This window comes from Methylomonas koyamae, assembly GCF_019669905.1.
Classification (GTDB): domain Bacteria; phylum Pseudomonadota; class Gammaproteobacteria; order Methylococcales; family Methylomonadaceae; genus Methylomonas; species Methylomonas koyamae.
In genome coordinates, this window is record NZ_AP019777.1 from 51,182 (window position 1) to 65,218 (window position 14,037).

General features: G+C 56.0%; 12 protein-coding genes. 8 read left to right on the forward strand and 4 right to left on the reverse strand.

Annotated features, from left to right (window positions below; all coding sequences use genetic code 11):
* The first annotated feature begins 5 nt into the window (after positions 1-5).
* The 5 genes from dinB to MKFW12EY_RS00270 all read left to right on the forward strand — a co-directional run bounded on the left by dinB (position 6) and on the right by MKFW12EY_RS00270 (position 8,710).
* Positions 6-1,121 carry a DNA polymerase IV gene (gene dinB / locus MKFW12EY_RS00250; protein WP_221053796.1) on the forward strand — a complete coding sequence of 372 codons (1,116 nt, stop codon included), beginning with the start codon at positions 6-8 and terminating at the stop codon, positions 1,119-1,121.
* Positions 1,122-1,304: 183 nt separating this feature from the next.
* The gene (locus MKFW12EY_RS00255; RefSeq protein ID WP_221053797.1) at positions 1,305-6,185 is read left to right on the forward strand and encodes an MG2 domain-containing protein; all 4,881 of its coding nucleotides are present in this window, start codon (positions 1,305-1,307) and stop codon (positions 6,183-6,185) included.
* 36 nt (positions 6,186-6,221) lie between these two features.
* Entirely contained in the window at positions 6,222-6,641 is a 420-nt protein-coding gene (locus tag MKFW12EY_RS23140; RefSeq protein ID WP_054759190.1) for an SIMPL domain-containing protein, read from the forward strand.
* Positions 6,642-6,669: 28 nt separating this feature from the next.
* Positions 6,670-6,963 carry an SIMPL domain-containing protein gene (locus MKFW12EY_RS23145; protein WP_256360486.1) on the forward strand — a complete coding sequence of 98 codons (294 nt, stop codon included), beginning with the start codon at positions 6,670-6,672 and terminating at the stop codon, positions 6,961-6,963.
* An 805-nt stretch (positions 6,964-7,768) separates the two neighbouring features.
* Complete coding sequence (locus tag MKFW12EY_RS00270; protein WP_221053798.1) at positions 7,769-8,710, forward strand: dienelactone hydrolase family protein; 942 nt, start codon at positions 7,769-7,771, stop codon at positions 8,708-8,710.
* A gap of 121 nt (positions 8,711-8,831) precedes the next feature.
* Here the strand turns inward: MKFW12EY_RS00270 and MKFW12EY_RS00275 are convergent, their stop codons facing one another.
* The 3 genes from MKFW12EY_RS00275 to MKFW12EY_RS00285 all read right to left on the reverse strand — a co-directional run bounded on the left by MKFW12EY_RS00275 (position 8,832) and on the right by MKFW12EY_RS00285 (position 10,280).
* The gene (locus MKFW12EY_RS00275) at positions 8,832-9,071 is read right to left on the reverse strand and encodes a Rho-binding antiterminator (RefSeq protein WP_054759186.1); all 240 of its coding nucleotides are present in this window, start codon (positions 9,069-9,071) and stop codon (positions 8,832-8,834) included.
* 125 nt (positions 9,072-9,196) lie between these two features.
* Positions 9,197-9,637 (reverse strand): translocation/assembly module TamB domain-containing protein, encoded by a 441-nt coding sequence (locus tag MKFW12EY_RS22945; RefSeq protein WP_221053799.1) that lies wholly within the window; start codon positions 9,635-9,637, stop codon positions 9,197-9,199.
* 7 nt (positions 9,638-9,644) lie between these two features.
* On the reverse strand, positions 9,645-10,280 hold the full coding sequence (locus MKFW12EY_RS00285) for a translocation/assembly module TamB domain-containing protein (protein ID WP_221053800.1): 636 nt from the start codon (positions 10,278-10,280) through the stop codon (positions 9,645-9,647).
* Between the two features lie 115 nt (positions 10,281-10,395).
* Between MKFW12EY_RS00285 and MKFW12EY_RS00290 the strand changes: the two genes are divergently transcribed.
* From MKFW12EY_RS00290 to MKFW12EY_RS00300, 3 genes are all read left to right on the forward strand, one after another.
* A complete protein-coding gene (locus MKFW12EY_RS00290) occupies positions 10,396-11,067 on the forward strand; it encodes a hypothetical protein (protein WP_054759180.1) in 672 nt (223 codons plus the stop codon).
* Between the two features lie 92 nt (positions 11,068-11,159).
* On the forward strand, positions 11,160-11,969 hold the full coding sequence (locus MKFW12EY_RS00295; protein ID WP_054759178.1) for a DODA-type extradiol aromatic ring-opening family dioxygenase: 810 nt from the start codon (positions 11,160-11,162) through the stop codon (positions 11,967-11,969).
* Between the two features lie 186 nt (positions 11,970-12,155).
* Positions 12,156-13,406: a dicarboxylate/amino acid:cation symporter gene (locus tag MKFW12EY_RS00300; protein ID WP_054759176.1), complete on the forward strand. Its 1,251-nt coding sequence runs from the start codon at positions 12,156-12,158 to the stop codon at positions 13,404-13,406.
* 9 nt (positions 13,407-13,415) lie between these two features.
* On the opposite strand, the gene MKFW12EY_RS00305 is transcribed toward MKFW12EY_RS00300, so the two are convergent.
* The gene (locus MKFW12EY_RS00305; RefSeq protein WP_054759174.1) at positions 13,416-14,012 is read right to left on the reverse strand and encodes a Uma2 family endonuclease; all 597 of its coding nucleotides are present in this window, start codon (positions 14,010-14,012) and stop codon (positions 13,416-13,418) included.
* Between the last annotated feature and the right edge of the window lie 25 nt (positions 14,013-14,037).

Below are 14,037 nucleotides of genomic sequence, written 5' to 3' on the forward strand. Positions count from 1 at the left end.
CCCCCATGGACGACCGTCCGCGCAAAATCATCCACATCGATATGGATGCGTTTTACGCGGCGGTCGAACAACGCGATCACCCGCAATACCGGAACAAACCGGTGATCGTCGGCGGCAGACCCGACTCGCGCGGCGTGGTCGCCACCTGCAGTTACGAAGCCCGCCAATTCGGCGTACGCTCGGCCATGCCATCCGCCCACGCCTACCGGCTTTGTCCGCAGGCCATCTTTATCAAGCCACGTTTCGACGCCTACCGCGAAGCCTCGGCAATCATCCGTAGCGTGTTCGCCCGTTACTGCGACTGCATCGAACCGCTATCTCTGGACGAAGCCTACTTGGACGTCAGCGACACCGAGCTTTGCCAAGGCTCGGCCACGCTGTTGGCCAAGCAAATCAAACAAGACATCCTGAAACAAACCCGGCTGATTGCATCGGCCGGCGTTTCCTACAATAAATTTCTGGCCAAACTTGCCTCGGACATGGGCAAGCCGGACGGACTGTATCTGATCGCGCCGGAACAAGGGCCCGAATTTGCCGAGCGCTTGGATATCGGCCGGTTCCACGGCATCGGCCCGGCCACCGAACAAAAAATGCGCGAGTTAGGCATCAATACCGGCAAGGATTTGAAAGCCGTGCCGCTGCCGGTATTGCACCAGCATTTCGGCAAGGCAGCTCGGCATTATTTCGACATCGCCCGCGGTATCGATTTGCGCCCGGTCAACGCCTACCGGCCGCGCAAGTCGGTCGGCGTCGAAACCACCTTCGAACAGGACTTGGCGGACCTCGGCGCGATTCAGCGCCAGTTGCAGGATCTGATGCGCACCGCTTTGCAACGGTTGGCGGAAAAGCGCATGACTGCGTATACCTTGACGGTAAAAATCAAATTCCAGAATTTCGTGCAAATCACCCGCAGCCGCACGTTATCCGAACCGGTCGCGGATAATCCGGCGTGTGCATCACTGCTTACCGAGTTAGTAAAAAACACCGGCGTCGGTTCCAGTAAGGTCCGTTTGCTCGGCGTCACGCTATCCGGCCTGGATAGCGGCGACGCCACCTTGAAGCCTCACCGGCAGTTGGATTTATTCGATTATGTCCAAGAGGGTGTCGGCCAATGCCGTTAAATGAAGCAACTCGATTTCCACGCCCCTGTTTGAAAAGTACCCCGCTAAACGGCTGCCGGGTCGATACATAAGCGTTTCATTTCTCCATTTAGCGGCTATGCTACTGCGGAAATAATACCGGTACGGGCGGCGCGTTTGCTTCGGAAACCGGCAATCGATAATCGTCGGCCGGGAGGCGTTGATATGTACCGATTTCTGAATGCGGTTTTGCGTAACCGGCCGGCCGGATTTGCCGCGGTCATTTGGCTGGCGATAACGCTGGTGCCCTACGCCGCCCTTGCCGGCAGCCCGTTCTACCTGACCGCCGAACGCAGCTTCAGCAACACCGAAGCGCCCAGCATCCGCCTGGACTATACCGTCACCGACCAGCCGATGCTGATCCGGGTGCTAAAAGCCGATAACCTGGAAAACTTTCTCGACGGCCAGTTCAACGTCAGCCGCAGCTACGAACAACCGGTCAGCGAACTCAACCCCGGCCACTATTTCGCCAAGGGCTTGAACCATGCCCAATCGCCGCTGAAACTGCTACGCGGCATGCTGGATGTGGAGTTTCGCAAATCCTTGAAAGACACAGCGTTCAGTGGCTCGGTGCTGACCGTGACCGACAAGCCGTTGGCGGCGGTACCGCAGCAAATTTTGGTGGCGCCGCCCAAGGGCTTTAGGGTGGTCAAGGAAGCCTATCTGGACTTGCTGCGCAACGGCCAGCAAACCCACGATCTGGGCTGGTGGTTTAACGAGGATACCTGGAGCGAACACCGCTACAAAGTCCGCCAGATTGCGCTCGAGCCGCTGCCGGACGGCCTGTACCTGCTGCAAGCGGTGCAAGGCAAGACCGAAGCGCAATGCCTGATTCAGGTCAGCAGTTTAGCGGTGCAAGTCAAGCAATCCAGCGCGCAGTTGCTGGTGCGGGCAATGAACCGCGATTTGCAAGCTCTCGCCAATGCCAAAGTCAGTATCCGCGACGGCCGCGGCCGTTGGCAAACGCTGCCCGGAACGACCGACGCTGCCGGCGAACTGCGTTTCGACAACCCGGACGGCGTGTTGGACGGCAAGTTGCTGGTCCGGGTCGATGCGCCGGCCGCCAAGCCGGGCGAGGCGGTGCGAACCGCGCTGACCGGCACCGACTTTTTGCCGACCCAAGCCAAGGACGATGCGGTATTCGTGATGACCGACCGGCCGATCTTCAAACCCGGCGAAACCTTTTTCTATAAAGGCATCGTCCGCAATTTGCAGGACGGCCAGCTAAAAATACCGCCGTTTCAATCCAAACAAACCGACGTATCCCTGATCCGCGCCGACGGCAACGCCACCGGTTTACAAGGCCAAACCCAGCTAACCGATTTCGGCTCGTTCTCCGGCGGCTTTGAGCTCGATCCCGGCCAGACGCCCGGCTTGTACCGCTTGCTGGCCGAGATCGACCACAAAGCCTACGGCGGCGAATTCCGGGTGCGCGATTACATCAAGCCGACGTTTTATCTGGAATGGCTGGAACGTAGCCCCAGCGTGCAGGCCGGCCAGCCGTTCAATCTGAAGTTCCGCGCCAAACGTTACAGCGGCGGCGCGCCGCAGAACGTCAAATTCGAAGTGTTTCTGTACCGCAAGAAGTTCGAGGCGCCGCAGTTCGTCGTCGAAGCCGGCGCCGGGCTATCCGCCGGCAACGACTATTTCGGCCAGGTCAAATCCGCCGCGCCGTTGACCCAGCCGCAGCGCCTGTTCAGTTCGATCGAGGCCCGCCAAGCCGCCGAAGCCAGCAACCCGTGGGAAACCGCCGCTAAATTGGCCGACGACGGCGACGGCAGTTTCGAATTTATCGTGCCGGTTGCCGACCAGGATCAAGCCAATCAGGAATGGATTTACACCCTGATGGTGCGCGCCCAGGACGCCGCCGGCGGCAGCGCGATTTTGACCGACAGCATTTACGCTACCTTGGCCGAAGCCCAGCCGGCGCTCAGATTTAATAAAACCGTGGCGGCGGTCGGCGATCAGGATTTGCAGATTCTGTTGCAGTCCAGTTATGCCGACGGCAAACCGGCAGCCAAGGCCGGCGGCGTGCTGGACGTGACCTTGGAACAACCCGGCAGCGGCAAGCGCAGTCTGGTGAAACTGGATATCGCCACCGACGCCAACGGCCAACAAAAACTCAGTGTGCCGGCCTTGAAAGAATTTGGGCGGCTAACCGCGGTCGCCCGGCTGGAAAGTTTGGACGGCCGGGCGATGAGCCATAGCGCTACCTCGCAACCGGCGACCTTGATCGTGGCCGGCAGCGGCGGCGAAGCGGTAGCCGACAACCCGGAGTTGGAGCTGTACACGCCGACCACCATCCTCAGCCCCGGCGAGCAAGCCAAAGTCTTTGCCTTGCTGCCCAAGGCGTGGGGCAACAACGAAAGCGGCGAAATTTGGGAAACCCTGGCTGGCGCCAAATTGTTCGATAGCCGCAGCGCCCAAGTGCAGGGCCGCAGCCGTTGGTTCGAAGTGACCGCCAAACCCGAATACGGCACCGGCTTTTACCACACCGTCACGGTGCCGGTGGCTGGCGGCAAATACAAAGAACAAACTTTGGGCTTCCGCATCGTGCCGTGGGAGAAGCGGTTGCAAATCGCCATCGAACCGGCCCAAGCCGAAGCCGAACCGCTTAAACCCACCCAAATCAAATTGCAGGTCAAACGCGCCGACGGCAGCCCGGCCGCGAATACCGAACTGGCGGTATCGATCGTCGATCGCGCCGTCTACGCAGTACAAGCCGAATTCCGTCCCGGCATTTTCGACTTTTTCTATCCGCTGCAACGCAGCAATTTGTCGACCTACTATTCCGACGACCTGCAAGGCTACGGCTACGCCGACTTGCTGCGTAAGCCCAATTTCGCGCTCAGCGCGTTGAAAAGCCAAAGCAAACTGGCGAAAAAAGCCATGCGCGACACCGCCGGCTGGTTTCCGCACGTGGTCACCGACGCCGCCGGCGTGGCGACGATTAACGTCGATATGCCGGCCAACGTCACCGAATGGCTGGTCACCGCCGTCGCCAGCGACAAAGACGGCCGCGTCGGCGAAACCACCGGCCAGTTCCGCACCAAAACCGACATCGCGGTCGATATGGTCGGCCCGCAATTTTTACGCAGCGGCGACGAGGTGGAATTGGCGGTGAAATTGACCAGCCATTGGCCGGGTCCGGTCAAAGTCGCCGGAAATTTAAGTTTGACCGACAACCTGCTAGGTCAGGACATCAATTTAACGCCGAATGCCGAATTGGCCGCCAAGGCGGAGCAATTGTGGCCGCTACGCCTGACTGCCGGCCCGCAGCCCGGTAATGCCACGTTAAAAGCGGCGTTGACTGCGCCGAGCACGGTCAAGGTTGGCGGCGCCGAGGAATTCGATCTGCCGATTCAAGCCGCGGCCATGCCGCAAGTCTATGCCGCGGAACGGCGCGACGGCGGGTTGTATTTCGATATCCCCGAGCAAGCCCAGCCTGCGCAACTGACCGTACGGGTCAATTCCGGCCTGCTCGGTGCGGCCTTGCAGGCGGCGTCTATGCTGGTGCAATACCCTTACGGTTGCACCGAACAATTGGCGCACAGCACGGTGCCGAATCTGGTATTGCTGGACTTGATCGAACGCGCCGGACTCAAGCCCGAGCAACTCGGGCCGTTGGAAAAAACCTTGCAACGCGCCAAACAGAACGCCGCGCTGGGCATCCGCAAACTGATCCAAAACCAGAAAGCCGACGGCGGCTTTGCGTTGTGGCCCAGCGATGCCGAGCCCAGCCTGCCGGTCACGCTGATCGCGATGCAGGCCTTGAAATACGCCGAGGAACTGAAACTGGAAGGTACCACTTCGGCTTATAACAAAGGCTCGGATTGGCTGGCCCAGCAAGCCAATACCGACCAGGTACTGGACGGCTTTACGCTGGCCGGCTATTCGGCGGTCGGTTACATCTATCAGGCGCCGTGGGAGCGGCAGGCCGAGTTCGTCGAAAAAGTCGCCGCCGACCCGCAAGCCGGCAGCGAGGATTTGACGGCGGCGCTACGCATATTGACGGCCTACCGAAACCAAAGCTGGCATGCCTTCAACCAGCAAATGAAAAACCAGCCCGATCTGGCCAAGCGTCTGAGCAAACGCCTGCAACAGGCGCTGGAGGCCATCGATCCGGCCAATTATCAAAGCCAGCGCGGCCAGTTGGCCGACCGGCTCGGCTTCCGCTTCGGCTTGCCCAGTGTGGTTTCGGCCGGCCTCGGCGCGTTGCAGGCCGCTGCCGACTTGCCGCCGGCATTGGAAACCAAACTGAAGCGGCTATTGCTGCAAAGCCAGCAACACGGTTACTGGGTCTCTACCTACGACACCGCGCAAGTCATCTTCAACACCCGCGAGTTATTGAGCAAGGAAGCCGCCGCCGCGCAAAGCCAAAAAGCCCGAACCCTGAAAGTCGCCGGCGCGGTCGGTGCCCTGGGCAACTTGCAACGCATCCCTGGCGGTTACTTGGGTCGCTTCGATAAGCTGCCGGCGGCCGGCGAACTGGCCGATCTGCGTATCGCCGATCTCAACGACACCGACATGGCTTCGGCCACGTTACAAGTGGAACTGCCGTACCCGGCCGTCGTCGCCCGTGACACCGGTTTGAATGTGGAGCGTAGTTTCCGCCGGATTACCGGCAGCGGCAGCGAAGCGGTCGACCTGAGCCAGGCGCTGCATGTCGGCGATGTCGTGGTCAGCGAGGTCAAAATCAAACGCAACGACGACCCCAGCCGCTTGCCGGCCGGCAGCGACTTCGTCGTCGTCGAAGACGGCATCCCGTCGCTGGCGGAAGGCCAGGAAAACGACCAGACCTACCTGGCCGACGCCAAACTGCAAGCCGGCGACGACAGCTATTGGGCCAGCGTGAAGGAAACCCAACGCTACCCGGATCGCATCGTCCGCGTCGCCAAACTGCAACCCGGCGCCGAATTGAAACTATACCAAGTCTGGAAAGTCGCCCGCCCCGGCATCGCCTCGATCCCGCCGGCCAGCGGGTTTGATATGTATAACGAGGCGGTCAGGGGTAATGGGGTGGCTGGTAATATTACGGCGAAATAATCTTCTTATCGAGCGCCAAACTATTTTGGAAAAGATATGCAAAAACGTCTGCCGACATTTATTTTCTTGTTTTTATATACAGCGGTAGTATTCGCTACGCAGTGGCCTGACTTTCCAGTCTTATTCTCGACAGGTTCGGCCGAAAAAGAAATTCCGCCAAATATCGCAACTATAACATTTAGCGTAGGTGCTTTCGACGAAAGTCCTGAAAAATCTCTTACTATTGTGAAAAAACAAAGCTTAGAAATTATTGATTTTTACTTTTCCTTAGGCTTACATAAAGATAATTTGGAGGCCTACGACATCAATAAAACAGCTGTGCGTGAGGATAACAATTATACGGAGCTCAAAATATTGGGGTACGAAGTGAAACAAAAGATTTCTATTGTATTGCCATCGCTCGATAATTACACATCGCTTCTGGAAAAACTTCTAAGAACTTCTAAGAACTTCTAATGTATCTGACATAGAAACAAAGTTCGATATCGCTGAACGTAAGGAAATAGAATCTGCTTTAATTAAAGAAGCTTGCGCCGACGCTCAAATTAAGGCCGAAAATATGGCAAATGGTATGAATGCTTCATTAGAATATCCATATGCAATTTCGGAAGACGGTTTTCATGGTTTAAACGAGTATTTTGGGGTTGCTAATCCAAAACCGCCGATGTTTAAAAAAATTCAATATAAAGAAGGCGATACAGCTAAGATTACATATATCCCTTCGAGAATTAGAATGTCCAAAAGCGTCAATGTGATATATCGTCTTTCGAACAAGTAATGAAAATATGTAGTTTACGTTTGCCCGATTAGATTCAGCGTCAACTAAAATAGCTGGCAACCAAGGAAGTTATATCGATTTCTAATTACTTATAAGTGCTTCGCGATAAGCCCGGTAGACCGGAATAAGCGTTAGCGTTTCCGGCGGGTTTTAAATTGCCAGAAACGCCGTTCGGTTTATTCTGGCCTACAGGTAACTGAATTTCTTATGTCCATTGGATTTTACGGTGGCCTGTTTAGCCGCGATTTGCGAAGCCTAATTGGGGAGTTATGAGTTTCCATTCGGAATTGATCGGCCAATAATCTCGCGTGGGCACTCAATCGTGCCCACCCTAAGGCTACAGCCGGATACACGTATTTATTCGGAGTAGAAACGACCAAGGTATTCGAAGTAACCGGCTGGCATTACGGCGGTTCGCGGAGATGCGCCAAGCCGGAAATCGAAGGCCGACCGTTGTTGATCGGCGAAAAGGCGCTTTGCGTCTCGAAAGATGCAAGATTGAGTCTACCGGTAGGGACGGAATTGAAAGCCGAAGGCCGCGAATCCGTTGTGGGGTTTAACGTCAATAAAATTCTTTCCTACACGCAGAAGGCCGGTTCGACTAACTAATTTGGCGGAAGCAGCTGCGGCTAGTCTTGCGCCGGTTTGGCAATTTTACCCACCTCTTGATTTGAACTCTGCGCCGCCCCGGTTGAGCGGCAACTGCGTTTTGCCGGGAGAGACCATACTCTTCTGCGCCTTAGTATAAAGGCTAGAATCCGGAGCGCCCGGTTTGGTGTTAAATCCATCTGCAGAGGAAACGATTATGAAAATATGTCGCTACGCCGTATTGGCGGGCTTTTTAATGGCGAATGCCTTCATCGGGGTTCAGGCTCACGACCGTCCGAACTGCGCCGAGCAACGCCGGCCGGCAATCGAGTTTGTCGAGATCCAATCGGAAAAATTGGCATTCGATCCCGCCGTGCCGGGCGGTGTGGTCAGTCAGGGGCCGTTAACCGTTAAAGCCAAACTGTCGATACCGGCCAAACGCCATTGCCGTGGCGGTTTGCCGGCAGTTGTGATTTTGCATGGTTCCGCCGGCATCGATTCCCGCGGCGATTTCTATACCGGCGAATTGCTGGAAGCCGGGATCGCCACGCTGGAAATCGACATGTGGGAAGCGCGCGGCGTTACGTCCCCCGCCAATCGCCCGCTATTACCTATTCTGACCTATCCCGACGCCTTTGCCGCACTGGCGTTTTTGAGCGAGCAGGAAGGAATAGACCCGGAGCGTATTGGCGTAATGGGTTTTTCCTGGGGTGCGATCATGACCTTGGCCAGCGCTACCGAGCAGGTGACGCAGCACTACGGCGACGGCCGCCGGTTTAAAGCACATGTCGCCAATTATCCGTTGTGTTACGGATACAACAATCCGCGTTTGCCGTATTTCAGCTTCGGCAGCCAAAACGGCAACCCGTTGACCGGCGCGCCGGTGATGATTCAGATCGGCGAGCTGGATGGTTACGACGAAAGCGCGGCGCCGTGTCATGCCTTGAAAGCCGTTCTTCCGGCCGACGAACAAGCCTTGGTCGATGTCGTCAGTTATCCGAATGCTACCCACGCTTGGGACCGACTAATGGTGCCGATCGCGATCACGGATAATTTCGCCCATTTGGGTAGGGGCGGTACGGTGGAGATGATTCCGGAGGTTGAGCAAGCTTATAGCGCGCGTCAGAAAACCGTCCGCTTTTTCCGGCGCCAACTTTAACGGCGTAACGTGCGCCGGTGCGGCCCGGTAAAGTCCTAAGCCCCGTTGGACTGTCGCGTTTGTCGACCAGCTTTTGCGGCGACAAGCGCGAACCGGCCGGATCGCGCAGCACGGCAAGCGATCAAAACCGCACTTCTTCGAATGCGGCGTTGGGCGTCAGCACTTCCATTTTTGCCAGGCAGTGGGTTTCGACCCGCTCGCTATCGAGTTGCAAATACTCGCGTTTGTCCGCCGTCGTTCCGGTATCGACGGCTTTGGCTTCGATAATGCGGCCGTCTTTCAACGTCAGCCGCACGCGGTAACCGTACATACAGGCAATTTCCAGATAATCGTGCAAATCGCAGGCGATGGGTTGGGTCATGGCGAGTCTCCTAAAAAACGGCAAGCGGTGGATTGCAAGCGTATTGTCGGAAATCGGCTGTGGAATTGCCAGACATCCCTGCAGCCGGTCCAGTCGGAATCGAATTCGTAGTTAAGTTTGATCCGTTACGAGGCGCCGGATTGGGTTTCGACGTTGATCGAATCGGCCAGTTTGTGCTTCAGCACCAGGATCGCTTGCGTATTGAACAGGCCCAGCTTGGTGCCGACGTAAAAAATCGACGTCAGGTAATGGCCCGCAGTCACCAGGGTGTCCGACAAATTTTGGCTCTGTTGGACATCGAATTCGTCGACGCCCAGGCTTTCGGTAAGCCAGGAAAGCCGGCCGGCAACGTAGGTCAGAGCGGAGCCGGTGATCATATTGCCGACGCTTTTGCTGGCCCGACTCTGCGAGGAGCCGGTGATCGAATAGGCTATGTTCGCGTTAGTAAGTTGGCGTCGCCCCGGCATGGATTGCCGGGGCCCAGAAGCCAAGGATGGCAAAGTTTCAACACATCCTTGTGCCCTGGATCCCGGCAATCCATGCCGGGATGACCGCTTCGATCTCATTCAACTATTAACGCGAATATAGCCATCGAATAAGCCAGGGCATCGGATTCCGGCAATTCCGGTTCAGAGCAATCCGGTTTTGTGGCGCGTTGGCCGGGCCGCTAACGGCCAGTACCGCAGTAATTTTTTGGTCTTTCGACAAACGGTAGGTTTTCACATCCAGCCACGGCTCGGCCGGCGGGCCGTTGAACAGGAATTTACCCTTGCACAGCGTCAAACTCTGGCAGTAACTGCGGTAGCGGCCTCCCGTCATATCGACGCAGCCGTTCAAATTTGTGGCGTCGGCCGACTTCCGCAATTGTAAGCGTCCGGCCAGCTTGGCGGTCAAACCCAAACCGGAAAAACTGACTCGATCGCCGAGTAGGATGGCGACGTCGGCAGCGGCAAACAGACTGCGGATATTCCATTCCGGGAACTCACAGTCTTCGTTATGCAGGGACATGCTCAGTTCGACGTTGCGCTCGGCATCGTCGTCGAGTCCGGCGACCGAGACTTCGGCTAACGCCGGTACGGCGCGCCACAAACGGCTTGACTCTCGGCATTGCTCGACGATGGCGCCGCCGCCGAGTTTCGGATTGGCCGTGGCTTTGCAACTTTGCGTCAAATGCGTAAAAGCTTGCGGTGGGCTTCGGGTTCGCATCATACGGGTCAAACAAATCCTGATAAAACCGAAGCCGCTAATGACAATCGCAGGGCAGTCTGTCAAGCACGCGGCGCCGATTGCGTTGTGCTGAAACTGCCGGCCAAGAGATGCGGTAATGGTTGACATGACGACCGCAAAAACCGGTATCGGCGCAGTTCGAATGATATACGGAAGGGAAAATTCTTACCGATTACGAATTTATTGTGGCGACGTAGGCTTCGTGGTAGATAGACAGAAACTATCTAATAACTTGTTAGGCGAGTCCAATCATATGAAGCCAGTTCTCCGCATACCAATCGAAGAAATTCGGTCTTACATCGAACGCTACGACTACGAAGCCGACCCCAAGCTCGCCCATATTCGGGAGGCAGCGAAAGTACAAGGTCACCTTACACGAAGCCAGCTCCACGAAGTTGCTCTCTGGAAGTCGAGGCGTCGTGCGGCCCTTATTATGGACAATGATGAGAATTTCGTTCGGGAGATTACCGAGTTTGCGTTTCGTGCGAAACACGAGCAATCCCGCATCGGATCGCTTGTGCTGCTTGCTGGCGTTCAGTACCCCACGGCATCAGTAGTGCTGCATTTTTGCGTTGATGAAACTTACCCGATCTTAGATTTCAGGGCCATTTGGAGCCTTGGTCTGAAGCAACCGGCCGTCTATACCCCGCATTACTGGATCAATTACACAAAAGCCTGCCGTTCTCTCGCAGCGGAGCATCAGCTCACAGTGCGGGAGCTAGATATGGCGCTTTGGCAGTACTCACGTGAACACCAAAATGACGCCTAACAACGCCATCAACTCGGACCCGCAAAAGCTACGCTGCGCTCCGCATTTGCGCGCCGGTTATGGCGATCGTTAGCTTTCACTAGAGAGTACTTATGAATAATCAACGTCGAGCATTGTTCTTATCTCACGGGGGTGGCCCACTGCCACTTCTTGGTGACGGTACTCATACCGAAATGGTTTCTTGCCTGAAGGAAATCGCTGCAAGGATTTCTAAACCTGCTGCAATTCTTGTTGTTAGTGCGCACTGGGAGGCTGGCATTGCAACCGTTACTTCCGGTGCAAACCCAAGTTTGATTTACGACTACAGCGGCTTCCCGCCAGAGTCCTATGAAATCAAATACCCCTGTCCCGGCAGTCCGGCCCTAGCCAGTTCCATCATCAGGCAACTTGAAAAAGCAGGCATCAATGCGAGTACTGACAGCGCCAGAGGATTCGATCACGGGCTGTTCGTGCCGTTAAAGATCATGTATCCAGAAGCAGACATACCCTGCGTGCAGTTGTCACTCATTAAAGGCCTTGATCCTCTAGTACACATTAATCTGGGGCGTGCTCTCCAGGGCTTGAGCGATCCATCGATTCTTCTGATTGGTTCGGGGTTTTCCTTCCACAATATGAGAGCCTTTTTTACACCGGAAACGGTAGATTCTCAGCATGCGAATACGTCATTTGAGCGTTGGTTGATTGACACTTGTTCGAATAAAAGCATTTCGGAAGAAGAAAGAACCAAAAGGTTAATAAATTGGGAGGCAGCGCCTTCCGCTCGCTATTGCCACCCCAGAGAGGAGCATTTATTGCCCCTTCAAGTCTGTTATGGGTTTGCAGCTTCTTCTTGTACAAAATCTTTTAAATTGCAAATTCTCAACAAAGAATCGAGCATGTATTTGTGGGAGCATGAAAGCTAACAAATCGCTGTACAGGACAGTTTTTCCGTTCGCTGCCGCTCACTCCAAAACTGCCTGTGGCTCAGGCGTTATGCAATATATGGGAAGCCAGCTCATAGATGTGCTGAACAACGCGAAGCCTATCGCTCGCGACTCGCACGTTCAATATCAACTTAAGGTCGTTCCGCTTTTCGCCTATTCCGCGCTATGAAACACCACCATCGTTTATTGCTGAGTCTCGTGCTTGGCGCCGCTGCCGGTTTGGTTTGCCACGGTTTCGCCGGCAACGGCGGCTTGCAGATGTTCAACCGTTACCTGCTGGAGCCCGTCGGTCAGATTTTCCTGCGTTTGATTTTCATGATCGTGGTGCCGATGGTAATGAGCGGCCTGATGCTTGGCGTGTACCAGCTCAGCAGCCATCACGGTCTGGCGCGGGTGGCCAAGCGTACTTTGCTGTTCACCGTGATGGCCAGTTCGGCGTCGGTGGTGATCGGCGTGTCGTTGGTCAATCTGTTGCAACCAGGCACCGGTCTGGATATTTCGCAGATGCTCGGCGACGCGGCCGGCGTGCACAAGATTAGCCAAAACGTGGCGCAAGCCAAGCCGGTGGTGCAATCGTTGCTGGAGATCATCCCGAAAAATCCGCTCCAAAGCGCCGTGCAGGCTTTGGACGGCGAAATGCTGTCGTTGATGTTTTTTTCGCTGGCGTTCGGCGCGGCGTTGGCGGCGGCGAATGGCGGCAAACCGTCGCGCTGGCTGGAATTGCTGGAAGAAACTTATGCCGCCTGTCTGCGCGTGGTCGACGCGGCGATGCAGTTTGCGCCGTGGGCGGTGTTCGCGTTGGTGTTTCAATCCACCTTCAAATTCGGCCACCAGATTTTGTTCTCGCTGGGGTTTTACGTGTTGGTGGTGGTTGCCGGCCTGCTGTTGCAACAGGGCTTGGTTTACAGCGCGCTGCTGCGGCTGTTCGGCGGCATTGCGCCCTGGCAATTTTTTCGGCAATGCCGCGACGTGTATCTGTACGCCTTCGCCACCGCGTCGTCGAACGCCACGCTGCCGCGTTCTTTGGAATTGGCGGAGCGGGAATTGAAGCTCCGCCCGGAAGTGTCGCGCTTCGTACTGACCATAGGCTCTACCGCCAACCAGAACGGCACGGCGCTGTTCGAAGGCATTACCGTGTTGTTTTTGGCTCAGGTCTATGGCGTAGATTTGTCGTTGGCGCAGCAGGTGCAAGTGGTGTTGATGTCTATCCTGGCCGGCATCGGCACCGCCGGCGTACCGGGCGGCTCGCTGCCTTTGATCATGATTTTGACCCAGCAGGTCGGCATCCCGGCCGAAGGCATGGGCCTGATTCTAGGGGTGGACCGGTTTTTGGACATGTGCCGCACTACCTTGAACGTCAGCGGCGATTTGGTCATTGCCGCACTGGTCGATCAGCCGCGGCAAAATCCGGCCTGACGGCGTCGGTTACAGCAACGGTTCGGCCGGCGGCGCTTGGTTAAACGCGGCGACGTCCTCGTTATCGACTTGCTCGTAGATGTCGGCCACGCTCAGGCTGAGATCCAGCGCTGCGAATTCGATTTGGTCGCCCAGATAGTAATAAAACGACTGCCAATGCTGGTTGCGGCGGAATACCTGAATCTCGCCTTTATCCTGCTCGACCAGTACGTATTCTTCCAACGTCGGAATGGTCTGGCAGCGCAGGCGTTTGGCGGTCTGGTCGAATTTGCGGGTGGTTTTGGACAGGACTTCCACGATCACCACCGGCGCGGTTTTGTAGTAGTTGTCCTGCTTATCTTCGCCGCAAACCACCATTACGTCCGGGTAGAAAAAATCGTCGGCGATGCGCAGTTTCATATCGGACATGAAGGTTTTGCACGGCTTGCCTTTCAGGCCGTTCTTGAACAAATTGAAAATATTACCTTCCAGCAAGTTATGGTTCTCGCTGCCGCCGGTCATCGCATAGATTTCGCCGTCGATTAATTGATGCCGAAGCTCGGACTGGCGTTCGCCGGCCAGATATTGTTCGGGACTGATGCGGGATTTAAGTTTGGCAAGGGCCATGGCCGTTCTCTGCTAAGTTGCCGAT

What these genes read in the sequence shown, in the direction of transcription:
- dinB (WP_221053796.1), top strand. Translation starts at nt 6, where the DNA reads ATGGACGACCGTCCGCGCAAAATCATCCACATCGATATGGATGCGTTT.
- MKFW12EY_RS00255 (WP_221053797.1), top strand. Translation starts at nt 1,305, where the DNA reads ATGTACCGATTTCTGAATGCGGTTTTGCGTAACCGGCCGGCCGGATTT.
- MKFW12EY_RS23140 (WP_054759190.1), top strand. Translation starts at nt 6,222, where the DNA reads ATGCAAAAACGTCTGCCGACATTTATTTTCTTGTTTTTATATACAGCG.
- MKFW12EY_RS00270 (WP_221053798.1), top strand. Translation starts at nt 7,769, where the DNA reads ATGAAAATATGTCGCTACGCCGTATTGGCGGGCTTTTTAATGGCGAAT.
- MKFW12EY_RS00275 (WP_054759186.1), bottom strand. Translation starts at nt 9,071, where the DNA reads ATGACCCAACCCATCGCCTGCGATTTGCACGATTATCTGGAAATTGCC.
- MKFW12EY_RS22945 (WP_221053799.1), bottom strand. Translation starts at nt 9,637, where the DNA reads ATGAGATCGAAGCGGTCATCCCGGCATGGATTGCCGGGATCCAGGGCA.
- MKFW12EY_RS00285 (WP_221053800.1), bottom strand. Translation starts at nt 10,280, where the DNA reads ATGATGCGAACCCGAAGCCCACCGCAAGCTTTTACGCATTTGACGCAA.
- MKFW12EY_RS00290 (WP_054759180.1), top strand. Translation starts at nt 10,396, where the DNA reads ATGGTTGACATGACGACCGCAAAAACCGGTATCGGCGCAGTTCGAATG.
- MKFW12EY_RS00295 (WP_054759178.1), top strand. Translation starts at nt 11,160, where the DNA reads ATGAATAATCAACGTCGAGCATTGTTCTTATCTCACGGGGGTGGCCCA.
- MKFW12EY_RS00300 (WP_054759176.1), top strand. Translation starts at nt 12,156, where the DNA reads ATGAAACACCACCATCGTTTATTGCTGAGTCTCGTGCTTGGCGCCGCT.
- MKFW12EY_RS00305 (WP_054759174.1), bottom strand. Translation starts at nt 14,012, where the DNA reads ATGGCCCTTGCCAAACTTAAATCCCGCATCAGTCCCGAACAATATCTG.